Consider the following 23981-nt stretch of genomic DNA (forward strand, 5'->3'; position numbering starts at 1 on the left):
GCCCGGGCCGGGGTGCCGGCCGGTGCCGGCGGGGGTCGGCTCCCCGCTCAGTGGCTCCGGTTGCCGCTGACGGTCTCGGTGATGGCGCGCAGCGACTGCTGGAGCGAGCCCATCGTCGCGAGGACGGCGGTCGGCTCGTAGCCGCAGTGGGCCATGCAGTTGGCGCAGCGCGGGTCCTTGCCGCGCCCGTACTTGCTCCAGTCGGTCTTCTCGACCAGCTCGCGGTAGGTGGGCACGTATCCGTCGGCCATCAGGTAGCAGGGCCGCTGCCAGCCGAACAGCGAGTAGTTGGGGATGCCCCAGGGGGTGCACTCGAAGTCGGCCTTGCCCTCCAGGAAGTCCAGGAAGAGCGGGCTGTGGTTGAGCCGCCAGCGGCTGCGGTTGCCGCCGGAGAAGGCCTTGCGGAAGAGCTCCCGGGTCTGCTCGACGCCGAGGAAGTGCTCCTGGTCGGGGGCCTTCTCGTAGGCGTAGGCGGGCGAGATCATCATCTCGTCGACCTTGAGCTCGTCGTTGAGGAAGTCCAGCACCTCGACGACGGTCTGCGGGGTGTCGGTGTTGAAGAAGGTGCTGTTGGTGGTGACCCGGAAGCCGCGCCGCTTGGCCTCCTTGATCGCGGCCACCGCCTCGTCGAAGGTGCCCTCCTTGGCCACCGACTCGTCGTGCCGCTCGCGCATCCCGTCGATGTGCACCGCGAAGGTGAAGTACGGCGAGGGCTTGAACTTGTCCATCTTCTTGCGCATCAGCAGCGCGTTGGTGCAGAGGAACACGTACTTGCGGCGGGCGACCAGCTGTCGGACGATCTCGTCGATCTGCGGGTGCATCAGCGGTTCGCCGCCGGCGATCGAGACCATCGGGGCGCCGGACTCCAGGACCGCGCCGACCGCCTGGGCGACGGGCATCCGCTGCTTCAGGACGCCCGCCGGGTGCTGGATCTTGCCGCAGCCCTCGCACGCGAGGTTGCAGGCGAACAGCGGCTCCAGCTCCACGATCAGCGGGAACTTGTCCCGCCGCTTGAGCAGCTTCTGCTGCATGAGGTAGGTGCCGACCCGCATGGTCTGGCGCAACGGCATGGCCATGGATTAGCTCGCCTCCTGGGGGAGCGTCGAGGATGTGGGGTGGTTCAGGTCTGCGGAGCCGGGCGCGCGCTCCTGCCGGTACCAGTCGACCAGGGCGGGTACCGTCGCCCGCAGGGTCCGCCAGGCGCGCACCCCGGCCGGGAGGGTGCCGAACCGCAGCAGCTCGTGCTCGGGGGTGTCCACCACCACCCGCAGGACGGCCGCCGGCAGGACGGGCCGCACCTCGCGCAGCGCGGCCAGCACGGCGGCGGCCTCCATGTCGACGGCGAGCGCGCCCTGGAGGTGCAGCGCCCGCCGTTCGATGCCGCGCACCACGTGGTCGGCGGTGTGGTGCACTCCGGTGTGCACGGTCAGGCCGCGCTCCTTCAGCGCCGCGGTGAGCTCCGCCCCGGAGTCGAGCGGGTACAGCTGGCCCTCCGAGTCGCGCACACCGTCGGCGACGACCACGTCGCCGGGCAGGACGCCGGGACCGACCGCGGCGCCGAAGCCCGCCACCACCACGGCGCCGTAGCCGCCGGGGGCGGAGCCGAGCAGCCGTCGCACGGCGAGCCCGGCACGCCGCCGGCCGACCCCGGTGCGTACCAGCACCGGGGACCCGCCGGCCGTGCCGCGCCAGTCGCCGCCGCGCAGCGCCCAGACCTCGGGGCCCAGGGCGCAGAACACCAGGAGCGGGCGGGTGGTCACCGAGCCGCCCCGATCGCCGGAGCCCCGTCGGTCCGGCTCGTGCCGGGGGCGCCGTGGAGGTAGCGGCCGAGCGCGGTGACCGGGAAGACCAGCCGGTACAGGTGGTAGTTGATGGAGAAGTCCCACGGGAAGCCGGTGCCGGTGAACTGCGGCTCGTCCCAGGTGCCCTCCGGCAGCTGGGTGCGCACCAGCCACTCCACCCCGCGTTCTACCGCCGGGTTCGCCCGGCCCTGCGGCCCCTCGCCGGCCGCGAGCAGCGCCATCAGCGCCCACGCGGTCTGCGAGGCGGTGGAGTCGCCGCGCCCGGCCCAGCGCGCCGGGTCCTCGTAGGAGCGCATGTCCTCGCCCCAGCCTCCGTCGGTGTTCTGCCGGTCCTCCAGCCAGCGCACCGCCCGGCGGATCGCCGGGTGCTCGTCCGGGACGCCGGCCGCCACCAGGGCGGGCAGCACCGAGCCGGTGCCGTAGATGTAGTTGGTGCCCCAGCGGCCGAACCAGGAGCCGTCGGCCTCCTGGTCGCGCAGCAGCCATTCGACGCCGCGCCGGGTCCGGGGGTCGCGGGAGCGTCCGGTCTCGGCGAGCATCTCCACCACGTGGGCGGTGACGTCGGCGGACGGCGGGTCGACCACCTCGCCGAAGTCGCAGAACGGCAGCTTGTTGGGCAGCGTGCTGGTGTTGTCGACGTCGAAGGCGCCCCAGGCGCCGTTCTTGGACTGCATGCCGAGGTTCCACCGCACGCCCCGGTCCACCGCCTCGTCGACCTTGGCCGGCTCGGGGTGGGCCACCCTGCGCAGCGCGAGCACCACCTCGGCGGTGTCGTCGATGTCGGGGTAGGTGTCGTTCTCGAACTCGAAGGCCCAGCCGCCGGGGGCGAGCCCCGGCCGCTGGACGGACCAGTCGCCGCCCTTGCGGATCTCCTCGCCGAGCATCCAGTCGACCGCGGAGACCAGCGCCGGGTGGTCGGCCGGCACCCCGGCGTCGGCCAGCGCGATGGTGGCCAGGCAGGTGTCCCAGACCGGGGACTGGCAGGCCTCCAGCCAGCGCATGCCGTCCTCGGTGTGCACGGTGAAGCGGTCGAAGGAGGCGAGCCCGGCCTTCATCACCGGGTGGTCCAGCTCGTAGCCCTCCAGGTGCAGGGCGATCAGCGAGTAGACGGCGGGGGGCTGGATGCCGCCCCAGCAGCCGTCGGCCTCCTGCCGTTCGACGATCCAGCGGCAGGCCTGCGACAGGGCCAGCCGGCGCAGCGGGCCCACGGCCCGGCGGTGGTAGGCGTGCAGCACCTTGTCGAGGCGTTCGAAGAGGCCGTCCCAGGAGGCGGCGCGGGCGAGCGGACGGTGCGGGTACGGGTCGTCCGGGTCGGTGTGCAGCTCGGTGAGCGCGAAGGGGGCCGGACGGACCGGGCGGTGCGCCGAGACGACGGTCAGCGGGACGATGGTCTGGCGGGCCCAGCAGCCGAACGCGTAGATGTTCAGCGGCAGCCACTTGGGCAGGAAGATGATCTCGGGCGGCATCTCGGGCAGTCGTTCCCAGGGCCACCAGCCGAACAGCGCGAGCCAGATCCTGGTGAACACCCGGGCGGCCGCGATGCCCCCGGCGGAGCGGACGTAGCGCGCGGCGGCCAGCATGTGCGGGGCGCCCGGGTCGTCGCCGGCCAGTTTGAGGGCGACGTACGCCTCCACGGTGGTGGACAGCTCCGGCGGCCCGCCGTGGAAGGTGGACCAGGTGCCGTCCTCGCGCTGCTGCGAGCGGATCCACTCGGCGGTGGCGCGGGTCTGCTCCTCGGTGCGGATCCCCAGGAACTGGCGGAGCAGTAAGTCCTCGGCGTCCATGGTGACGTTGGTCTCCAGGTCGCCCTTCCACCAGCCCTCGGAGGACTGCAGCGAGAGCAGGTGGGTGGTGGCGCGGGCCAGGGCCTCCCGCGCGTCGGCGGGCCTCGGGACCGCCTCACCGGCCCGCCGGAGCCGGTCGGTGTCCTCGGGCTGCCGCCGACCCGGTCCCAGCAGGGTCGGGGGGCGGTCGCCCACCGCGACCGGCTCGGAATCGTACTCAGGGTCGAGCCGGCCGTCCGCGGTTGCTGTCAACGTAACGTCACCTCTCTCGTACCACCACGAATTCGGCGAGTGCGACGAAGTGTTCGCGCACTTCGTCGCTCATGGGCACCTCGTCCAGGGCGGCGAGGGCAGTCGTGTGCTGGCGGCGGGCCTCCTCCTGGGTCCAGGCCCGGCCGCCGGCCTCCTCGATCAGCGCGGCCCGGGCGGCGAGCTCGGGCTCGCTCTCCTCGCCGCGTCCCTTCGGGTCGGCCAGTTCCTCGGCGAGCCGGCGGGAGGCGGCTCCGCCCTCGGCCAGTGCGGCGGCCACCGGCAGGGACTTCTTGCGCTGGCGCAGGTCCCCCCAGTGCGGCTTGCCGGTGACCTCGGTGGCGCCCCAGATGCCGAGCAGGTCGTCCACCGCCTGGAAGGCCAGGCCCAGGTGGTGACCGTAGCGCTGGAGCGCGTCGGAGACCTTGTCGTCGGCGCCGGCCAGGACGGCACCGATCGCCGAGGCGGCGGCCAGCAGCGCCGCCGTCTTGCCGCCCTCCATCTCCAGGCACTCGGCGACCGTGACGCTGTCGCGCTGCTCGAAGGCGACGTCCATGGCCTGGCCGTCGATCAGCCGGCGGGTCGCCGTGGTGAGAAGTCGCACGGCCCGCGCGGCGTCGGTGGCGCTGGTGCCGCCGGTCACCGCGGTGTCGAGCAGCACCTCCGTGCCGAGCGTCGCCAGGGCGTCGCCGACCAGGATCGCCTGGGCCGGCCCGAAGACCGTCCAGGCGGTGGCCCGGTGCCGCCGGGTCTCGTCACCGTCCATCAGATCATCATGGAGGAGGGAGAAGTTGTGCACCAGTTCGACCGCGACCCCGCCGGGCACTCCCACGTCCTCCGCCGCCCCGGCCGCCCGGGCCGACAGCAGCGCCAGCGCCGGGCGCACGGCCTTGCCGCCGTCACCCGTCACCGGGGTGCCGTCCCGGTCGATCCAGCCGAAGTGGTAGGCGGCGACGGTGTCCATGGGTGCGGCCAGACGGGCGACGGTGGCCCGTAGCGGCGGGGTGCAGAGCGTCCGGCTACGGGCGAGCAGCTCCGGCACCGAGACCGGTTCGGCGTGCGCCGTGCCTCCGACGGCGAAGCCGGTGCGTGACTCCACGTGCGTTCCCTCTCCCTCGTGGTGCCGGACCGCGCGGGGCGGCCGGGTGCTGTCGGTGCGGCTGGTGCCGGATCGTGTGCCTGTGCCAATGGTGCCGGTGCGACCGGTCGGGCCGCTCCCGGTGGTTGCGACGGTACGCCCGTCGGCTCTGGCGGGCTCTCCGACGGCGGGGCCCGCCGTCACCTGGGCCACCTCCCGTCGCCGCGGTCCACCGGCGCCCGGGCGCCGGCCGCGGCGAGCACGGCGTCGGCCGCCGCGTGGCCGCTGCGCACGGCCCCCTCCATGGTCGCGGGCCAGCCGGTGGCCGTCCACGAACCGGCCAGCAGCAGGCCGGGGACGTCGGTGCGGGCCGAGGGACGCAGTGCCCCGTTGCCCGGAGCCGGGTCGAAGGTCGCGGCGCGCTCCCGGGTGACGAAGAAGTCCAGCACCTCGGCCCGGGCCGCGGCCGGCAGCAGCCGGCCCAGCTCGGGCAGGTAGCGGTCGCGCAGCTCGGCGACCGGCAGGTCGATCTCGTCCTGCGCGGCGGACTGCGACAGCGCCAGGTACTGGGCGCCCGGGTGGGCCCGGCCCAGCGCGGTGGCGGCCAGGCCGGAGTGCGCGGTGCGGTCGAAGACCCACTGGACCGGGGAGCCGAGCGCGGCGAAGAACGGCCGGCGCAGCACCTCGCGGTCGTAGATCACGTGCACGTTGAGGATCGGCGCGGTGCCGAAGCCGGCCAGCCGCTCCTGCCCGGGGATCGCGTTCGGGGGCAGCAGCGCGGCCGCGCTGTCCTGGGCGCCGGCCAGCACGACGGTGTCGGCGGTGAGCAGTTCCCCGCCCTCCAGCCGGACGGCGTGCTGCGGCTCGGCCGGCTTCAGCTCGGCGGCCTTGGCCCGCAGCAGCACCCTGACGCCGGCCCGCTCCAGCTCGGCGAGCGCCCGGTCGTGGTGGATCGCGCCGAGCGGGACGGCGGCGACGCCGATGTCCGAGGCGCCCGGGTCGGAGAGCAGGCCGGTCTTGAGGACCATCCCGGCGAGCGCCAGCGACACCTGGTCGGCCCGGGCGTTCAGGGTCGCGACGCCGACCAGGTCCCACAGCGCCGCCCGGGTGGCGGCGTTCTGCCCGTTGCGGCGCAGCCAGTCGCCGAAGGAGATCCGGTCCAGCGCCGGGTCGGCGAGGTCCAGGGCCCGCAGGGCCAGGGCGCCGCGCACCACCCGGGCGCGGTCGGCCGGGCTCAGGTGCGGGTAGCGGGCCAGGCTGCCGGCCAGGTGCAGGGGCACGGGCAGGCCGGCCCGGCGCAGCCGTCCGAGGGTGCGGGTCGGCGCGGCCTCGGGGCCGGTGACGGAGAGCACCGGGATGTCGAGGCGGTCCTGGAGGTGGGACAGCCGGGTGGCTCCGAGGCGGTCCAGCAGGCCGCGGTAGGCGGTGCAGCAGCGCAGGTAGACGTGCTGGCCGTTGTCGACGGTCAGCTCGCCGCGCCGGAAGGAGAAGGCCAGGCCGCCGAGCCGGGGCCGGCCCTCCGCGAGGGTGACCCGGTGGCCCGCCTCGGCGAGGCGCAGCGCGGCGGTGATGCCGGCCAGTCCGCCGCCGACCACGACCGCGGCCGGGCGCGCGGCACCGGCTCGCCCGGTCATCGGCCATCCCCCTCGCACTCGGTGGACCACTCACGGGCGGTCGCGGTGGCCGGCCCCCGCCCGGTCGGCACGGGACCGCCCGCGCGTGATTCGACGCTGACACAGCGTGACAGAACTGTCGCGAGAATCAAGAACGCCCCCCGGCGAGCCCGGAAAGCGCGACGTACGCCTTCTCCCAGCCCGGCAGCGAGACCCGGCCGCGCAGCACCGACTCCGGATCGGCGGCGATCCGGCCCAGCAGCCGGTGGTAGATCCCGGCCATCGCGGCGGTGCAGGCGCGGCTGCGGCGGTCGAGCATCGGCAGCAGCCGCAGGCCCTCCTCGAAGGCCGCCTGGGCACGGGCGGCCTCGAAGGCCACCAGTCCGGTGAAGTCCGCGCCGAGCGGCGGCTTGGGCAGCGCGAAGCCCTGCTCGCAGCCGAACCGGACCAGATCCTCGCCGGGCAGGTAGGTACGGCCGTTCAGGGCGTCCTCGCGCAGGTCGCGCAGGATGTTGGTGAGCTGCAGCGCCAGGCCGAGGGTGTCCGCGTACCGCGCCCCGCGCTCGGGGTCGTCGCAGCCGTAGACGCCCAGTGAGAGCCGGCCGATCGCGCCGGCGACGCACCGGCAGTAGACCTTCAGCTCCTCGTAGGTCTGGTACTCGGCGCCCTTGAGGTCCATCTCGACGCCGTCGATCAGCTCGTCGAAGCCGCCGAGCGGGATCGGGAAGCGCCGGGCCGCGTCGGCCAGGGCGACCTTGATCGGATCGGTGTCGTCCTCGGCGACCGTCCCGGAGCGGACCTCGTCCACCAGTTCCCGGGTGCGCAGCAGCGCCTCGGCCTTGCGGTCGTCCGGAAGGTCGCCGTCGCCGATATCGTCCACCCGGCGGGCCAGCGCGTACAGGGCCGACATGGCCAGCCGCTTGGGCTCGGGCAGCAACCGGATGCCGTAGCTGAAGTTGCGTGCCTGCAGCCCGGTGACTGCCTCGCAGTACCGGTACGCTGCCATGACCTGGGCCGACGCCAGTGGTGATGCCGCCACTCGGGCGTTCACCTTCCCTTCGCGAAGATGGACGCCGCCTTCGCTGCGAGGCGGCGCTTGTCCGGCTTCGCCTGCCGTGCGAGCACGTCGTACCCGGCGTCCTCGACGGCCGCCAGGGCCGCGTAGCCGCCTGCGGTGAATCCCGCCAGGAGCAGTCGAAGCCTCCCCCGAACCGTACCCACCAATGGTGCGCCGCGGTCCAGCAGGGTGCGGGCACGCTCGACCTCGAAGGCGATCAGCTCGCGCACCGCGCCGTTCGCGGACGGTGCGGCGAGGTCGTCCTCGGTGACGCCGAAGCGTTCGAGGTCCTCGGTGGGCAGGTAGATCCGGCCGCAGGCCAGGTCCTCGGCCACGTCCTGGAGGTGTTCGACCACCTGGAGGGCGCTGCAGACGGCGTCGGAGAGCGCGATCCGCTCGGGGGTGGAGACTCCGGCGATGGACAGCACCAGGCGGCCGACCGGGTCGGCGGAGAGGGTGCAGTAGCCGATCAGGTCGTCGTAGGTCGCGTAGCGGGCGGTGGTCTGGTCCACCCGGTTGGCCTCGATCAGACGGCGGAACGGCTCGGGGGTCAGGCCGTGGCGGTCGACCAGCGGGACGAGCGCGCTCATCAGCGGGTGGCGGGGGCGGTCGGTCCCGGCCGCGGAGCCGCCGGCGGTGCGCAGCGCGGTCTCGAAGACCCGGTCGAGGTCCCGCTCCAGCCCGTCGAGCAGGGCGAGCCGGAAGGCGGTCTCCTCGGCGGTCGGAGGGCCGGACTGGGCCGAAGGGGTGACCGGGGGCGTCCGGCCGAGCCCGAGCAGGCGGGCGGTGGCGGCCGGGTCGGCCAGGTCGCCGTCGCCGGCGTCGTCGACCAGGCGGGCGAAGCCGTACACCGCCATCAGGTCGCCGCGCCAGGCCGCGGGCAGGAAGAACGGGGCGACGGGGAAGTTCTCCGCGCCCGCCTTCTCCAGGGTCTGTCCTGCGGAACCGTTCACCGGCGTATCTCTGGGCTGGGCCGAAGCCGACACTGCTGTCACTCCCCCGTTCTACACCGCTTGGCAGGACCGGCCGGACTCGGACACGCGTCCGAGCGCGGGCGTCACGCACGGCCCACCGCCCCCGCGGACACCAGGCTTTCACGCCCGGGCGCCGGGTGAGAAGAGGGCCCTACCAGGCCTTGAGCGACGGGGCCGCGGCAACGCGCGGGGCCGGTCCCGGAGGATCCGGGACCGGCCCTGGTGGGACGGGACGCCTACGGACGCTCGCCGCGCTCGTAGCGGCGGACGACCTCGTCGGTGGGACCGTCCATGACCAGCTCGCCGGCCTCGATCCAGATCGTCCGCTCGCAGACCTCGCGGATCGAGTTGTTGTCGTGGCTGACCAGGAAGACCGTACCGGCGGACTTGCGCAGCTCGTCGATCCGCCGCTTGCTGCGCTGCTGGAAGGCCTGGTCGCCGGTGGCGAGGGCCTCGTCGATCAGCAGCACGTCGTGGGTCTTGGCGGCCGCGATCGAGAATCGCAGCCGGGCGCCCATGCCGGAGGAGTAGGTGCGCATCGGCAGGGAGATGAAGTCGCCCTTGTCGTTGATGCCGGAGAAGTCGACGATCTCCTGGTAGCGCGCCCGCACCTGGGCCGGGGTCATGCCCATCGCCAGGCAGCCGAGGATGACGTTGCGCTCGCCGGTGAGCTCGTTCATCAGGGCGGCGTTGACGCCCAGCAGGGAGGGCTGGCCGTTGGTGTAGATGCCGCCCTTCTCGGTGGGCAGCAGGCCCGCGATGGCCGCCAGCATGGTCGACTTGCCGGAGCCGTTGGAGCCGATCAGGCCGACCGCCTCACCCTTGTACGCGGTGAAGCTGATGCCCTTGACCGCGTGGACCTCGCGCACGCCGGCGGCGCGCTTGCGGCTGATGATGCGGCTCAGCGCCGAGGTGGCGCTGCCCTTGCCGGAGCCGGCGCCGTGCACCTTGTAGACGATGTGCACGTCGTCGACGACGACGGTGGGCTCGCGGGCCACGTCCGCGTCCCGGACGGTGTCGCTCGCGCTCAGGTCGATGTCAGCCACGGCCGTACTCCTCCTCGGCCTTCCAGAAGAAGACGTATCCGACGACGAACATGCCGATGCCCCAGGCGATGCCGGCCAGCCACTGGTGCGGCGGCAGGGTCTGGTGCACCGGCTGGTGCGGGTTGTAGATGACCGGCGCGAAGGCGTGCCGGAGCAGGTCCATGTAGACCGACGCCGGGTTGAGCTCCATCAGCGTCCGGACGAGGGGCGGCCAGTGCGTGATCTTGTCCTGGATGCTGAACATCACACCGGACAGGAACATCCAGGCGCGCATCACGAACGGGATCAGCTGGGAGATGTCGCTGGTCCGGGCGCCGATCCGGGCCAGGACCAGCGAGACGCCGGTGTTGAAGAGCGTCTGCAGCAGCAGCGCCGGGACGATCAGCAGCCAGGTCCGGCCCGGGGTGATGCCGGCGGCGAGCACGGTGACGACCAGGACCACCATGGAGATCAGCAGCTGCTGGAGCTGGATCACGGTGAAGGCGATCGGGAGGCTGGCCCGGGGGAAGTGCAGCGCCCGGATCAGTCCGAGGTTGTCGGAGATCGCCCGGGTGCCGGCCTGCACCGCGTTCTGGGTGAACTGGAAGACGAAGACGCCGATGCAGAGCCAGGCGATGTAGGTGTTGTCCGGGAAGCCCTGCTTGCTCGACAGGATCACGCCGAAGACCAGGTAGAACACCGCGCAGTTGAGCAGCGGGGTCACCACCTGCCACAGCTGGCCGAGCTTGGCGTTGGTGTACTGGGCCACCAGGCGGGCGGTGGCGAAGGCCCAGATGAAGTGGCGCCGGGCCCAGAGCTGCTTGGAGTAGGCGAACAGGCCGGGACGGGCGCCGCTCACCGCCAGACCGTACTTGTCCGCAAGCTGCTTGGGGGTCAGGCCCGCGTCCGCCCCCCTGGGGGCCGAGAGGCTGACGGGTTCACTCACTGTCGACACATTCGTCCTTCACGCGGGATCGGTCGGGGCGGCCGGTCGGCGGGGTCCGCCGGTCGTGCGCCGATGGGGATCCACTGGGATCTCGGGGGAGCCGGCCGGTGTGTGGGCACCGGCCGAAGCGATCGATCATTCGATCAAATGCGATCAGATGACCGGTGGTCGGCCCAGCCTGGTCAGTCGCCAGACGGTACGCCACCGCATGGGCCGCCGCGGACCGCAGGGTTCGCGCCAGCCCGCCCGGAATCCGCCCCACCAGGCCTTCAGCGCCTCCGGGGAGGGGCGGCGGGCCAGGGTCAGCAGGAACCAGGTTCCCAGGTAGAGAGGCACCAACAGGGCCGGAAGGTTCCGCCTCGCGAGCCAGACCCTGTTGCGGGCCACGTTGTGGAAGTACGTCGCGTGGCGGGCGGGCGAGGTCGTGGGGTGGTGCAGCACCACGTCCGCCCGGTAGTCGATGGCCCAGCCGGCGTCCAGCGCGCGCCACGCGAGGTCGGTCTCCTCGTGGGCGTAGAAGAACTCGCCGGGCAGCTGGCCGGCCTGCTCGAACACCTTGCAGCGCACCGCGCTCGCGCCGCCCAGGAAGGTGGTCACCCGGGACGAGCGCAGCGGGTCGCTGGCGCGCAGCCGGGGGACGTGCCGGCGCTGGGTGGCCCCGGTCCGCGGGTCGGCGATCCGGAAGGAGACGATGCCCAGCTCCGGGTCGGCGGTGAAGGCCTCCCGCAGCAGACGGGCCGAGTCGGTGCGCGGCAGGTTCCCGTCGTCGTCCAGGAAGAGGACGGCGTCGACCTCCGCGCCGTCCGGGCCGAACAGCTCGATGCCGACGTTGCGGCCGCCCGGGATGCCGAGGTTCTCCGGCAGCTCGACGCTGCGCACGCCCGCCGGCAGCGGGGGCAGCGGCGCGCCCTGGCCGACCACGGCCAGCTCGACCGCGGGGCCCTCCTGGGCGCGGACGGCCTCGATCAGGGTGTTGAGCTCGGCGGGCCGGTTGCCCATCGTGATGATCACGGCGCCGAGGCGGAAGTCGTCCGCGTTCCTCGCCGTACTCATCGCAGCCTGCTCGACAGGACGATGCTCAGCAGGTGCAGCACGGTCTGGAGCATCGCGATCGCCGCCAGGACGACCACCGCGAGCCGGGTGAACAGGAGCCCGCCGTGCACGGTGTCGGCGATCCCCGCGGCCAGGATGAACAACGAGGCCTCGACCGCGCCGACCAGGCGGTGGAACTTCAGCAGGGAGGCCGCCCGGCGGGCCTTGGCGACGGTGGCCGAGCGCGGCACCGAGGCGCTGTCCTCGACGGCGGTCAGACCGCTGCGGGCCCGGGCCACGTCCACCAGGTCGGTCTCGGACTTGATCAGGATCGCGCCGAGCGCGGCCAGGGTGCCGAGGAAGGCCCACTCCCAGTGCGAGCCGCCGCCCTCGCGGTGCGGCAGGTCGGTGGCGCGCAGGCCGAGGCCGGTCAGCAGGGCCGCCTCGGACATGTAGTGGCCGACCCGGTCCAGGTAGACGCCGGTGAGCGAGGTCTGCCGGCGCCAGCGGGCCACCTCGCCGTCCACGCAGTCCAGCAGCAGGTAGACCTGGATCAGCAGGGCGCCCAGGACGGCGCCCGCGATGCCCGGCACGACCAGCGCGGCACCGGCCAGGACGCCGGTGAACATCATCAGGTACGTCAGGCCGTTGGGCGTGATCGCCGTCACGGTGGAGAGCACGCGGGTGATCCGCAGCGAGATCTTCCGCATGTACAGGCGCCCGGCCCAGTGCTCGGCGCTGCGGCGCTGGAGCATGCCCTCCGGGTGGATCACCGCCCGCAGTTCCTCGATCGAGGGCCGGCGGGTCAGGTCCACCGGAGGACGCCCGGCGCCCGCGGTGGAGGGGTCAGCTGTTGACGGCTTGGACATAGTCGGCGTACGCGTCCCTGATTGCGGAAGGGGAGAGGTCGAGGTGTTCGAGGATGGTGAAGCGCCCCGGTCGGGTGTTCGGAGCGTAGTGCACCGCTTCGGTGAACTCCGCCTCGGTGAAGCCGATCTGAGCGGCGGTCACCGGCAGTCCGTGGCTCGCCAGGCGCTCCACGATCTGACCGGTCAGCTCACGCTCGCCCCGCAGGAAGCTGGCGAAGGCGGCGCCGAGGCCGACCTGTTCGCCGTGCTGGGCGGACCGCTTGGGATACAGCACGTCCAGGGCATGCGAGATCTCGTGGCAGGCGCCCGACGAGGGCCGGGTGCTGCCCGCGATGTTCATCGCGATGCCGGACAGTACCAGGGCCTCCGCGAGCGCCGTCAGGAGGTCCTGGTCCCGGGTGCTCCCCGGGTGCCGCAGCAGGTTCTCGCCCGCCGAGCGGGCCATCGCCACGGCCAGGCCGTCCACCGGCTCGCCGGTCACCGCGTGCGACAGCTCCCAGTCCGCGCACGCGGAGATGTTGGAGACGACGTCGCCCACGCCGGCCGCCACGAAGCGCGGCGGGGCCTGCCGGATCACGTCCAGGTCGACCACGATGCCGATCGGGCTGGGCACCCCGTAGGAGCCGCGGCCGGCGTCGTTGTCCAGGGTGGAGACCGGCGAGCAGATGCCGTCGTGGGCCAGGTTGGTGGCCACCGCGACCAGCGGCAGGCCGACCCGGGCCGCGGCGTACTTGGCGGCGTCGATGATCTTGCCACCGCCGAGTCCCACCATCGCGTCGTAGTGCCCGCCGCGCATCGACTCGGCCAGCCGCACCGCGCTGTCCAGGCTGCCGTCGTCCACGTTGTACCAGTCGGCTCCGGGCAGGGCCGGCTCCAGGCGGCGGCGCATGGCCGCGCCGGAGCCGTTGCTGATCGCCACCGCGATCCGGCCCGAGGCCGACAGCCGCTGGTCCGCGAGGATGCCGCCGAGCGTCTCCAGGGCGCCCGGGCGGATCTCGACGAACAGCGGCGACGGGACCAGTCGGGTCAGTACCGGCACGCGATCTCCCGCGCCTTCGCCAGGTCGTCGTGGTTGTCGACCTCGACCCAGGAGACCTCGCCGATCGGCTGCACGTCGATCCGCAGCCCGCGGTTCACCATCTCCTGGTAGCCGTCCTCGTAGTACAGCTGGGGGTCGCGCTCGTAGGTGGCGCGCAGCGCGTCGGTCAGGTCGGCGGCGGCGGACGGGTTGATCACGGTCACGCCGATGTACTCGCCGCTGGCCTCGGAGGGGTCCATCAGCTTGGTGATGCGACGCATGCCGGCGGCCGGGTCGACGACGACCTTCATCTCCTCGTCGGCGAGCTTCTTCACCGTGTCGAGGGCGAGCAGGATGCCGGGGGCGGCGCCGCCGTCCACCAGGCGCTGGTTGCCCTCCAGCATGGTGCGCTGCACCGAGGCCGGGTGGACGGTGTCGCCGTTGGCGAGCAGCAGGCCCTCGGCGAACAGGTCGCGGGCGCACCACAGCGAGTAGGCGTTGTTCCACTCCTCGGCCTTGTCGTTCTCGACCAGGTGGAGCTTGACGCCGTACTTGCTCTCCAGGGCGTCCTTGCGGTCGTACACCGCCTCCTTGCGGTAGCCGACGACGATCGCGGCCTCGCGCAGTCCGACCTCGGCGAAGTTGCCCAGGGTGAGGTCCAGGACGGTCCGTTCCCCGTCGACCGGCACCAGTGCCTTGGGCAGGGTGTCGGTGTACGGGCGCAGCCGGCGGCCGGCGCCGGCTGCCAGAACGAGGCCGATCATGCGGGTCTCCTGATCCGTCGTGCTGTGCGCGCGGGCCGTGCCGGGGCGGCGCCACCGGGTCACCCGGGCCGGTGTTCGACCGGCCGGGCGGCGGCGCGCCGGTGCCGGCACAGATCCGGGCACCGTGTCGTAAGTGATGGTAGGCGACCGACGTGACCGGCCCGAACGCGCCCACGGGCCCGGGGCGGGGGCGGGGCCGGTGCGGGGCCGGTGCGGGGCGGGGGCGGGGCCCCTGGGGGCGGCGGGCGGAGAGCCGGTGATGGCCGGAGGGCGGCTGGGCGACGGGCGGGAGGCCCGGGGCCGCGGGCGGGTGCCAAACGGCGGCCCACCCGCCGGAGGCACCGGGCCGGTCGAACGGGATCCGAACGTTCGCCGAACGGTTCTGCGAGTTCGTGACCCTTTCAAGGACTTCCCGGACCCATCTCTGCCCGGTTTCCGACGCCCCTGGGCCGTGATCCGCCCGGTTGTGCGTGGGACCCCTGCCGAGTGCCCCCCATACGGCAGACTGGGTCCGACGCCGGCGCAGGTGCTCCCGCTGTGTCCGCCGCACTCCGCCCGGTGCGCCGGAGACGCCCGATGCTCCGTTGCTCCCGCTCCCGAAAGAGGTCTCATGCCCCAGAGTCTGCCGACCGACCCGACGCACTTCGCCGCCGAGATCGACACCGGTCTCGACGTGGAGACCGATGTGACGGTCGACCCCCGGGCCACGGGATCCGCACCCTCCGGGGCCGAGATCCTGCTGGAACTGGTCGACGACGAGGGCGTCACGATCGGCACCGGCGAGAAGCTCTGGGCCCACCAGCAACCGGGCCGGCTGCACCGGGCCTTCTCGGTCTTCCTGTTCGACCGCCAGGGCCGGCTGCTGCTCCAGCGCCGGGCGCTCGGCAAGTACCACTCCCCCGGCGTCTGGTCGAACACCTGCTGCGGCCACCCGTACCCGGACGAGCCGCCGTTCGTCGCCGCCGCCCGGCGCACCGCCGAGGAGCTGGGCCTCGCACCGGCGCTGCTGTGCGAGGCGGGCACCGTCCGCTACGACCTGCCGGACGAGGCCTCCGGGCTGATCGAGCGGGAGTGGAACCACCTGTTCGTGGGACTGGTCACCGCGCCGGTCGAGCCGGACCCCGAGGAGGTGGACGACTTCGCCTTCGTGACCGCGCAGGAACTGCGGGAGCTGCGGGCGGAGCGGCCGTTCTCGGTCTGGTTCGAGACGGTCTTCGAGGCCGCGCTGCCGGGCATCCGGGAGATCGCCGGGCGGGACTGGTAGTCGGGGCCGGCCGGCGTCCGGTCGGGGTGGCCGGGCTCCGGGCCCGGTCGGTCGGGCTCTCGTCCGGCGCGACCGGGCCGTCGGTCCGGCCGCTCCGGCGCGGGCCGGTCAGTGGGCCGGCCCGGGCGGGACGGGCAGCGAGGCCCAGATGACCTTGCCGCCCTCCCCCCTGCGTTCGACGTCACACACCCCGCCCGCCTGCAGCGTGACGCTCTTCACCAGCAGCAGACCGCGCCCGCCGGTGCGCCCGGTGTCGTTCTCCAGCGCCTTCGGCCGGTACGGGTCGCCGTCCTCGACGGACACCCGCACCCAGGCCGGGCCCACCGACAGCTCGGTGACCACCTCGGGCGACAGCTCGGCGGCGTGCGTCACCGCGTTGCTCACCAGCTCGGAGACGATCAGCAGCAGGTCGTCCACCAGCTCCTGGTAGCGCACCCCGGTCAGGCCCTCGGCCAGCAGCCGGTCGCGCACCGCGTGCCGGGTGCGCGGCACCGAGGCCTCGATGGCGGGCACCGGGAAGCGCCACACCCCCTCGGCCGGGCCCGAGCCGGCCGGGGCGTCGCCCGGCCCCTTCCCGCGCCCCCCGGGTCTCGGCTCGGCCTTCGCCGTTCCGCTGATCTGCTCCACGTCCAGCCGCCCTTCGTCCGCGACCCGGGAATCAGGCGATCCGCTGCATGGCGCCCTCGGTCCACAGAGGCTAGGAGAGCCGCCGGGACGGCCGTGCCACCGTCGACAAGTTGCCCGTGTCCGACCGCTTCCGGCCGGTACCGACCGTGGGCGGCCCGGGAGTCGACCGGTTCCTTCGCGGACGCCACCGGTTCGGAGGGGATTCGAGCGCGCTCGCCAGCCGTACCAACCTGTGCGGACGGAACACCGGGGGCCCCGGGCCCCGGGGCGCTCGGGATGCTCGGGGCGCCGCAGGCCCTCGGGACCCTCGGGACCCGGATCGGAGCCACCCGTCGCGTGACCCCGAGGAAGCGCAGGTGAGAAGCACTCCAGAACCCTGGTAATGTTCTCTCTGTCGCCGAGGGGGCGAGAAAAACCCCGAAGCACACACCCGGTCCGGGTGGCGGAATGGCAGACGCGCTAGCTTGAGGTGCTAGTGCCCTTTATCGGGCGTGGGGGTTCAAGTCCCCCCTCGGACACAGAGAATTCCCCGTGGGAGCCGAAAGGAACCCACGGGGAATTTCCTTTTTGCGGGCCGCCCCTTTTTCCGGGCCGGGCCCGATCGCCGTCACCGGCCGCCACCCCCTGACCGGCGCCCCCGCCGGCCGGTGTGGCGCCGGTCTCCTCGCCGGCCCCACCGGCCCGGAAGCCGGACACGAGATGGCAACAATCGGATGATTTGAGCCCCCTCTGAGGTTTACGCCCGTTTTCGGACCATAGGCTGCTCTCCGTTTGTCCGAAATAACGACCCAAAATCGTAAAAGCACCGACACCACCCGATGAACCACGAGCGAGAGGACCGATACGTTGAGTGAGCCCGAATCGTCGACGGCATCACACCAGAACTACCGTCGATCGCTCGGCACCATCAGCCTGACCGCGGTCGGGCTGGGGTCGATCATCGGATCCGGCTGGTTGTTCGGTGCCGAGCGGGCCGCCAAGCTCGCCGGACCCGCCTCGATCCTCGCCTGGGTGATCGGTGCCGCGGTGGCGCTGACCATCGCGCTCACCTACAGCGAGCTGGGCTCGATGTTCCCCAAGGCCGGCGGCATGGTCCGGTACGGCCAGTACTCGCACGGGTCGCTGGCCGGCTACCTGGCCGCCTGGGCCAACTGGATCGCCATCGTCTCGGTCATCCCCGGCGAGGCCACCGCCTCCGTGCAGTACATGAGCTCCTGGCACTTCGGCTGGGCACAGGGGCTGTACGACGGCAAGGAGCTGACCCTCAGCGGCGTGGCGCTCGCCAGCGTGCTGCTGCTCGTCTACTTCGCGCTGAACTGGTTCGCGATCACGCTGTTCGCCAAGACCAACACCGCGATCACCGTCTTCAAGGTCGTCGTGCCGACGCTGACCGCCGGCGCGCTGTTCTTCGCGCACTTCGACTCGGCGCACTTCACCGACCACGGCGGATTCGCGCCGAACGGCTGGAGCTCGGTGTTCACCGCCGTCGCGGTCTCCGGCATCGTCTGGGCCTTCAACGGCTTCCAGTCCCCCCTCAACCTGGCCGGTGAGGCCCGCAACCCCGGCAAGTCGCTGCCGAAGGCCGTCATCGGCTCGATCCTGATCGCCCTGGTGATCTACGTCGCGCTCCAGATCGCCTTCCTCGGCGCCATCCCCGGCGGCGACCTGGCGAACGGCTGGAGCAACCTCTCGTACACCTCGCCGCTGGCCGACCTGGCCATCGCCTGGGGCCTGAACTGGCTGGCGATCACCCTGTACGCGGACGCCTTCATCTCGCCGTCCGGCACCGGCATGATCTACGCCGCCACCACCTCGCGCATGATCCACGGCGTGCAGGAGAACGGCCACCTGCCGAAGGTCTTCGGCCGGGTCGACGCCAAGACCGGCATCCCGCGCCCGGCGCTGGTGCTCAACCTCGTGGTCGCCTTCCTGTTCCTGGCGGTCTTCCGCGGCTGGGGCTCGCTGGCCGAGATCGTCTCGGTCGCCACCGTGATCTCGTACATCACCGGCCCGGTCGCCGTGATGGCGCTGCGCCGCCTGGCCCCCGAACTGCCGCGGCCGGTCCGGCTGCGCGCCATGCCGGTGATCGCCCCGATCGCGATGGTCTTCGGCTCGCTCGTCCTCTACTGGGCCCGCTGGCCGCTCACCGGCAAGGTGATCCTGCTGATGGCCGCCGGTCTGCCGATCTGGGCCTGGTACGAGCTGCGCAAGCCGTTCGCCGAGCTGAAGCCGCACCTGAAGGCAGGCGCCTGGATGGTCGCGTACCTGTTCGTGATGGCCGGCGTCTCCTGGGCGGGCAGCGGCGACTTCGGCGGGCACGGGTACCTGCCGGAGGGCTGGGACCTGCTGATCGTCGCCGTGATCGGGCTCGCGTTCTACCGCTGGGGCGTCGCCAGCGCCTGGGCCAACCCCTCGCTGGACGCGGTCCGCAAGGAGATGGCGGGCGCCGAGGACGTGGCGGCCGGTGCCGGTGCCGCGGAGGCCTCGCGGGTCTGAGGCGGGGACGGGCCCATGATCGCCGGGCCCATGGTGAAGGGCCGGTCGGAATCCTCCGACCGGCCCTTCGGCGTCCGTGGGGACGGGCGGGTGGTGTGCCGCGTTCCCGGTGTGGGTCCATTCTGCCGTGGGCGGCCGTCCCGGGTCACCCTCTTCGGGGATGATCTTCGTCGCGGACTCGCGGCCTAGCGTGGTGGCGAGCGGTCCTCGGCGGGAGGGCCCGGACGCGAGGAGCGGATCGGCATGACGCGGGAACGGCCGCAGGACGCACCCACCGAGGAGCCGACTCGGGAACTGGCTCGGGAACTGGCTCGGGAACTGGTCGGGATGATGGCCGCGGACGGTGCGGCCACGCGGCAGGCGCACAGCCCGGACCTCGCCGAGCAGGCGGCCTGGCGGCGGCTGACCGCCCGGCACGGGGACCGGCTCGCGGAGATCATGGCGGAGCACGGCTGGCCGACCGAGCGCGCCGTCGGACCCGAGGCCGCCAAGGCCGCCTGGCTGGTGGCGCAGCATTCGGACCGCCGGCTCGACGTACAGCGGCGGGCGGCGGAACTGATGGCCGGGGCCGTCGCCCGGGGCGAGGCGAGCGCCCGCGACCTGGCCTTCCTCCAGGACCGGCCGGCGGTCAACGAGGGCCGGGAACAGCGTTACGGGACGCAGATCGGCGCGGTGGTGGACGGCCGCCCGGTGCCATGGCCGTGCCAGGAGCCGGAGCGGCTGGACGAGCGGCGCGCGGAGGTCGGCATCGAGCCGTTCGACGAGTACACCGCGCGGTTCGCCCCGAAGTAACCGCCAGGTCCGCCGGTCCGGCTTGACTCTTGCGCGCGGCCACCCGTGCCGCATTGACTGGCCTCCGGCCGGCACCGCCGGCCAGGGCGGCTGAGTGGACGAGAGGACGATCGGTGCGGCAGTACGCGGACTACAGCGACCAGTACATCGGCGGCGAGTGGCGGCCCTCCGGGGACACCGGCTCCATCACCGTGCTGAACCCGGCGACCGAGCAGGCGCTCGCCACGGTGCCGGCCGGCGGCACGGCCGATGTCGACGCGGCGGTGACGGCTGCCCGCCGGTCGGCCCGCGGCTGGGGCGCGACCACCCGCGAGGAGCGGCTGGCGCCGCTGACCCGGCTGCGGGACGGGATCGCCGCCGCGCAGAACGAGATCACCGAGACCGTCGTCGCCGAGCTGGGCTCGCCGGTCGGCTTCACCGGGGCCGTGCACGCCGGGCTGCCGCTCGCCGTCGCGAGCTCCTACCTGACGCTGCTCGCCGACCACCCCTTCGAGGAGCGGATCGGCAACTCGGTGGTGCACGCCGAGCCCGCCGGGGTGGTCGCGGCGATCACGCCGTGGAACTACCCGCTGCACCAGATCGTCTCCAAGGTCGTCCCGGCGCTGGCGGCCGGCTGCCCGGTCGTCCTCAAGCCCGCCGAGGACACCCCGCTGGTGGCCCGGCTGTTCGCCCGGCTGGTGCACGAGGCGGGGTTCCCGGCCGGCGCCTTCAACCTGGTGACCGGCACCGGCGCGGTGGCGGGCGCGGCGCTCGTCGGGCACCGGGAGGTGGACGTGGTCTCGTTCACCGGTTCGACCGCCGTCGGCCGGCAGGTCGCCGAGACGGCCGGCCGGGGGCTGAAGCGGGTCTCCCTGGAGCTGGGCGGCAAGTCGGCCAACGTGGTGCTGCCCGGCGCCGACCTGGCCCGCGCGGTCAAGGTGAACGTCGCCAACGTCTTCGCCAACTCGGGCCAGACCTGCAGCGCGCTGACCCGGCTGCTGGTGCACGAGGACCAGTACGAGGAGGCGGTCGCCCGGGCCGAGCAGGCCGCCGCCCAGTACCTCCCGGGCGACCCGACCGACCCGCGGACCCGGATCGGCCCGCTGGTCAACGCCGGGCAGCTGGCCCGGGTGCGCGGCTACATCGACGGCGCGCTGGCCGAGGGCGCCCGGCTGGTCGTCGGCGGCTCGGAGCCGGTCGACGGGCTGTCCACCGGCTACTACGTCCGTCCGACGGTGCTCGCCGACGTGACCCCGGAGATGACGGTCGCCCAGGAGGAGGTCTTCGGCCCCGTCCTGGCGATCCTCCGCTACCGGGACGAGGACCACGCCGCCGAACTCGCCAACGGCACGGCGTACGGCCTGGCCGGTGGCGTCTGGGCCCGCGACACCGAGACCGCCGCCGCCTTCGCCCGCCGCCTCGACACCGGCCAGGTCGATCTCAACGGCGGCCGCTTCAACCCCCTCGCGCCCTTCGGCGGCTACAAGAGCTCGGGCCTCGGCCGGGAGCTGGGCCGGCACGGGCTGGAGGAGTTCCTCCAGCCCAAGTCGCTGCAGTACTAGGCGGGGCTGACGGCGGCGGACGGACGAACGGCAGCGAACAGGTGACAGATGACAGCTGACAGATTTCGAAATCTGTCAGCTGTCAGCTGTCAGCCGTCCGCCGCCGTTCTCCGCCTTCCTCCGTCAGGCCAGGTCGACGCCCGGGTAGAGCGGGTACGGGGCGAGCAGGTCGGCGGCGCGTTTGGCGGTGGCGTCGCGGAGGGAGGCGTCCAGGGCGTAGGAGGCCTTGGACGGGGTGCCGGCGGCGCTGGTGGTGGGGGTGGTGGCGCTCAGGACGGTGTGGATCAGGTCGGCGATCTCGTCCATCTCGGCGGCGCCGAGGCCGCGGGTGGTGAGGGCCGGGGTGCCGAGGCGGACGCCCGAGGTGTACCAGGCACCGTTCGGGTCCCGCGGGACGGAGTTGCGGTTGGTGACGATGCCCGAGTCGAGCAGGGCCGCCTCGGCCTGGCGGCCGGTCAGGCCGTAGCCGGAGACGTCGGCGAGGACCAGGTGGTTGTCGGTGCCGCCGGTCACCAGCTTGCCGCCGCGGCGCAGCAGGCCCTCGGCGAGCGCCTGGGCGTTGGCGACGACGGCGTGGGCGTAGGCCTGGAACTCGGGGCGGCGGGCCTCCGCGAGGGCGACCGCCTTGGCGGCCATGACGTGCGAGAGCGGGCCGCCGAGCACCAGCGGGCAGCCTCGGTCGACGTGCTCGGCCAGCTCGGACTGGCACAGCACCATGCCGCCGCGCGGGCCGCGCAGGGACTTGTGGGTGGTGGTGGTGACGATGTGGGCGTGCGGGACCGGATCGTGGTCACCCGTCAGCACCTTGCCCGCCACCAGGCCGGCGAAGTGCGCCATGTCGACCATGAGGGTCGCGCCGACCTCGTCCGCGATCTCGCGCATCCTGCGGAAGTCCACCAGCCGCGGGTAGGCGGAGTAGCCGGCCACGATGATCAGCGGGCGGAACTCCCGGGCGGTCTCGCGCAGCGCGTCGTAGTCGATCAGGCCGGTGGCCGGGTCGGTTCCGTAGCTGCGCTGGTCGAACATCTTGCCCGAGATGTTGGGCCGGAAGCCGTGGGTGAGGTGGCCGCCGGTGTCCAGGGACATGCCGAGCATGCGCTGGTTGCCGAGTTCCTGGCGCAGCCGCGCCCAGTCCTGCTCGGTGAGGTCGTTGACGTTGCGCACGGCGGCTCGCTCCAGGGCCGGGCTCTCGACCCGCTGGGAGAGGACGGCCCAGAACGCGGTGAGGTTGGCGTCGATGCCGGAGTGCGGCTGGACGTAGGCGTGGTCGGCGCCGAACAGTTCGCGGGCGTGCTCGGCGGCGATGCCCTCGACGGTGTCGACGTTGCGGCAGCCCGCGTAGAAGCGGCGCCCGACGGTGCCCTCGGCGTACTTGTCGCTGAGCCAGTTGCCCATGGTGAGCAGGACGGCCGGGGACGCGTAGTTCTCGCTGGCGATCAGCTTGAGCGAGGCGCGCTGGTCGGCCAGTTCCCGGCCGATGGCGTCGGCGATCCGCGGTTCGACGCCGGCGACCACGTCGAGGGCGCTGCGGAAGGCGGTGTCGGCCGCGACGGAGGCGGCGGTGTGGGGCTGCTGCTGGGCCAAGGCGGTCTCCTGGTGGGGATGACGGGGGCCCAGGCGCTCGGCAACTTCGCGTGAGGTTTCACGGGGCCGCTTCCCGATGGTTGATTCCATCCCTGCGCGCCAGTCGCGGCCCATCCGGATCGTACCAATACCGGAGGGACTGTGGCGGAGGTCTCAGAATGCGGGACACCCTGTCCGACATGTGCACTTATGTCCGTTCTTTTGCAACGCCGGTGTTTCGGCGAAATGAAGCCGCCACATTTCCCGAAACAGTTCGACGGGAATTCCCGGAAGGCCCGGCGAGGATGATTTGCGGAACCTCGGAAGCATCCGATCCAATGGCACTCGAACGGCCGCCGGGAAACCCCCGGAGGACGCACCGGAAATGCACACCAGCGCACCCTCACCCATGGGGCGGCGAAGAATTCGGGAGTTACGCCTCATGGCAGTGGCCGACACCGCCCCAGTCCCCGCGACCGGCCCCTCTCCCACGTCCGGGCCCCCTCCCGCCGCCGGGCCCCCGCCCGCCGCGCCGAACCCGCTCCGCCGCGTCCTGCGCGACCGGGTCGGCGCCACCGCCCTGACCGTGGTGCTGCTGTTCCTGCTGCTCGCCCTCGGCGCCCCGCTGGTCGCCGCCCTGTACGGGAAGAACCCGGTCGACCACTACGGTCAGAACATCCCGGGCCTGCTCAGCGACAACGGCCTGCCGATGCTGCCGAACGGCGGGATCTCCGGCGACTTCTGGTTCGGCCTGGAGCCCGGCCTCGGCCGGGACGTGTTCACCCAACTGCTGTACGGCATCCGCACCTCGCTGCTGATCGCGTTCGCGGCCGCCGCGGTGACCACCACCCTGGGCGTGCTGGCCGGCGTCGCGGTCGGCTACCTCGGCGGGATCACGGACCGGCTGTTCGGATTCCTCGCCAATGTACTGCTGGCCTTTCCGACCCTGCTCCTGCTGCTCGCGCTCAGCCCGGTGATCCAGTCCCGGCTGGTCGATCCGGGCACCGCGGAACCGGAATGGATGCAGTTCCTGGTGCTGATCCTGGTTTTCTCCGCGTTCGGCTGGATTCCGCTGGCGCTTTCCCTGCGGGCCACTGTCCGCTCGCTCCGGGAAAGGGATTTCGTGCAGTCCGCGCGGGCCCAGGGCGCGAGCCGGTTCCATGTCGTCGTCCACGAACTCCTGCCGAACGTGCGCTCGCAGCTGCTGGTGCACGCCACCATGGCGGTGCCGACCTTCGTCGCCTCCGAGGCCGCGCTGTCCTTCCTCGGCGTCGGCATCACCGAGCCCGTCCCCGACTGGGGGCGGATGATCTCGCGCGGTTCCGAGGTCTTCCAGGCCGACCCCACCTACATGGTGTTCCCCGGGGTGGCTCTGCTGCTGTTCGTCGTCGCCTTCAACCTGCTCGGCGACGCAGTCCGGGACGCGCTGGACCCGCGCGCCGGCACCGCCCGCTGAATCCTCATCCCCGCCTCCCATCCCCATCCGT

General features: G+C 72.8%; 20 protein-coding genes, 1 tRNA gene and 1 riboswitch. Of the genes, 6 read left to right on the plus strand and 15 right to left on the minus strand.

Annotation, left to right across the window (positions count from 1 at the left end; translation table 11 throughout):
• Window positions 1–47: 47 nt before the first annotated feature.
• From hpnH to ACFRMQ_RS06385, 13 genes are all read right to left on the minus strand, one after another.
• Entirely contained in the window at window positions 48–1076 is a 1029-nt protein-coding gene (hpnH, locus tag ACFRMQ_RS06325; RefSeq protein WP_380727525.1) for an adenosyl-hopene transferase HpnH, read from the minus strand.
• A 3-nt stretch (window positions 1077–1079) separates the two neighbouring features.
• On the minus strand, window positions 1080–1760 hold the full coding sequence (locus ACFRMQ_RS06330; RefSeq protein ID WP_380727527.1) for a 1-hydroxy-2-methyl-2-butenyl 4-diphosphate reductase: 681 nt from the start codon (window positions 1758–1760) through the stop codon (window positions 1080–1082).
• Window positions 1757–3838 (minus strand): squalene--hopene cyclase, encoded by a 2082-nt coding sequence (shc, locus tag ACFRMQ_RS06335; protein WP_380727529.1) that lies wholly within the window; start codon window positions 3836–3838, stop codon window positions 1757–1759. Before shc ends, ACFRMQ_RS06330 begins: the two co-directional genes overlap by 4 nt.
• A 7-nt stretch (window positions 3839–3845) precedes the next feature.
• Window positions 3846–4934 (minus strand): polyprenyl synthetase family protein, encoded by a 1089-nt coding sequence (locus tag ACFRMQ_RS06340; protein ID WP_380727531.1) that lies wholly within the window; start codon window positions 4932–4934, stop codon window positions 3846–3848.
• A gap of 179 nt (window positions 4935–5113) precedes the next feature.
• On the minus strand, window positions 5114–6547 hold the full coding sequence (gene hpnE, locus ACFRMQ_RS06345; RefSeq protein ID WP_380727533.1) for a hydroxysqualene dehydroxylase HpnE: 1434 nt from the start codon (window positions 6545–6547) through the stop codon (window positions 5114–5116).
• 127 nt (window positions 6548–6674) lie between these two features.
• Window positions 6675–7532: a presqualene diphosphate synthase HpnD gene (gene hpnD, locus ACFRMQ_RS06350; protein WP_380727535.1), complete on the minus strand. Its 858-nt coding sequence runs from the start codon at window positions 7530–7532 to the stop codon at window positions 6675–6677.
• A gap of 41 nt (window positions 7533–7573) precedes the next feature.
• Entirely contained in the window at window positions 7574–8536 is a 963-nt protein-coding gene (gene hpnC / locus ACFRMQ_RS06355) for a squalene synthase HpnC (protein ID WP_380727537.1), read from the minus strand.
• A 257-nt stretch (window positions 8537–8793) separates the two neighbouring features.
• Window positions 8794–9603 carry an ABC transporter ATP-binding protein gene (locus ACFRMQ_RS06360; RefSeq protein ID WP_380727539.1) on the minus strand — a complete coding sequence of 270 codons (810 nt, stop codon included), beginning with the start codon at window positions 9601–9603 and terminating at the stop codon, window positions 8794–8796.
• Window positions 9596–10537, minus strand: coding sequence for an ABC transporter permease (locus ACFRMQ_RS06365; protein ID WP_380727541.1), 942 nt, complete (start codon window positions 10535–10537; stop codon window positions 9596–9598). Before ACFRMQ_RS06365 ends, ACFRMQ_RS06360 begins: the two co-directional genes overlap by 8 nt.
• A 144-nt stretch (window positions 10538–10681) precedes the next feature.
• Window positions 10682–11581: a glycosyltransferase family 2 protein gene (locus ACFRMQ_RS06370; RefSeq protein ID WP_380727543.1), complete on the minus strand. Its 900-nt coding sequence runs from the start codon at window positions 11579–11581 to the stop codon at window positions 10682–10684.
• On the minus strand, window positions 11578–12315 hold the full coding sequence (locus ACFRMQ_RS06375) for a CDP-alcohol phosphatidyltransferase family protein (RefSeq protein ID WP_380727597.1): 738 nt from the start codon (window positions 12313–12315) through the stop codon (window positions 11578–11580). The genes ACFRMQ_RS06370 and ACFRMQ_RS06375 overlap by 4 nt, the downstream gene beginning before the upstream one ends.
• Before the next feature lie 91 nt (window positions 12316–12406).
• Window positions 12407–13468 carry an iron-containing alcohol dehydrogenase family protein gene (locus tag ACFRMQ_RS06380; protein ID WP_380727545.1) on the minus strand — a complete coding sequence of 354 codons (1062 nt, stop codon included), beginning with the start codon at window positions 13466–13468 and terminating at the stop codon, window positions 12407–12409.
• Window positions 13456–14211 (minus strand): sugar phosphate nucleotidyltransferase, encoded by a 756-nt coding sequence (locus tag ACFRMQ_RS06385; RefSeq protein ID WP_380727547.1) that lies wholly within the window; start codon window positions 14209–14211, stop codon window positions 13456–13458. Before ACFRMQ_RS06385 ends, ACFRMQ_RS06380 begins: the two co-directional genes overlap by 13 nt.
• 610 nt (window positions 14212–14821) lie before the next feature.
• On the opposite strand from ACFRMQ_RS06385, the gene idi reads away from it, so the two are divergent.
• Window positions 14822–15475 carry an isopentenyl-diphosphate Delta-isomerase gene (gene idi, locus ACFRMQ_RS06390; protein ID WP_380727549.1) on the plus strand — a complete coding sequence of 218 codons (654 nt, stop codon included), beginning with the start codon at window positions 14822–14824 and terminating at the stop codon, window positions 15473–15475.
• A gap of 108 nt (window positions 15476–15583) precedes the next feature.
• Here idi and ACFRMQ_RS06395 read toward each other — a convergent pair whose 3' ends face one another.
• A complete protein-coding gene (locus tag ACFRMQ_RS06395) occupies window positions 15584–16102 on the minus strand; it encodes an ATP-binding protein (RefSeq protein ID WP_380727551.1) in 519 nt (172 codons plus the stop codon).
• Window positions 16103–16535: 433 nt separating this feature from the next.
• Here ACFRMQ_RS06395 and ACFRMQ_RS06400 point away from each other — a divergent pair.
• From ACFRMQ_RS06400 to ACFRMQ_RS06415, 4 genes are all read left to right on the plus strand, one after another.
• Window positions 16536–16620: transfer RNA gene (locus ACFRMQ_RS06400), tRNA-Leu, on the plus strand.
• A 328-nt stretch (window positions 16621–16948) separates the two neighbouring features.
• Entirely contained in the window at window positions 16949–18598 is a 1650-nt protein-coding gene (locus ACFRMQ_RS06405) for an APC family permease (RefSeq protein WP_380727553.1), read from the plus strand.
• A gap of 243 nt (window positions 18599–18841) precedes the next feature.
• Window positions 18842–19390 (plus strand): DUF6624 domain-containing protein, encoded by a 549-nt coding sequence (locus tag ACFRMQ_RS06410; protein ID WP_380727555.1) that lies wholly within the window; start codon window positions 18842–18844, stop codon window positions 19388–19390.
• Between the two features lie 113 nt (window positions 19391–19503).
• Window positions 19504–20931, plus strand: a complete 1428-nt coding sequence (locus ACFRMQ_RS06415) for an aldehyde dehydrogenase family protein (RefSeq protein ID WP_380727557.1) — start codon at window positions 19504–19506, stop codon at window positions 20929–20931.
• A 123-nt stretch (window positions 20932–21054) separates the two neighbouring features.
• Here the strand turns inward: ACFRMQ_RS06415 and ACFRMQ_RS06420 are convergent, their stop codons facing one another.
• Window positions 21055–22515: a glycine hydroxymethyltransferase gene (locus ACFRMQ_RS06420; protein WP_380727559.1), complete on the minus strand. Its 1461-nt coding sequence runs from the start codon at window positions 22513–22515 to the stop codon at window positions 21055–21057.
• 20 nt (window positions 22516–22535) lie between these two features.
• Window positions 22536–22632: riboswitch (ZMP/ZTP riboswitch) on the minus strand.
• Window positions 22633–22936: 304 nt separating this feature from the next.
• Here ACFRMQ_RS06420 and ACFRMQ_RS06425 point away from each other — a divergent pair.
• On the plus strand, window positions 22937–23950 hold the full coding sequence (locus ACFRMQ_RS06425) for an ABC transporter permease (protein ID WP_380727561.1): 1014 nt from the start codon (window positions 22937–22939) through the stop codon (window positions 23948–23950).
• Window positions 23951–23981: the final 31 nt, after the last annotated feature.

This window comes from Kitasatospora sp. NPDC056783 (assembly GCF_042789895.1).
Lineage (GTDB): Bacteria > Actinomycetota > Actinomycetes > Streptomycetales > Streptomycetaceae > Kitasatospora.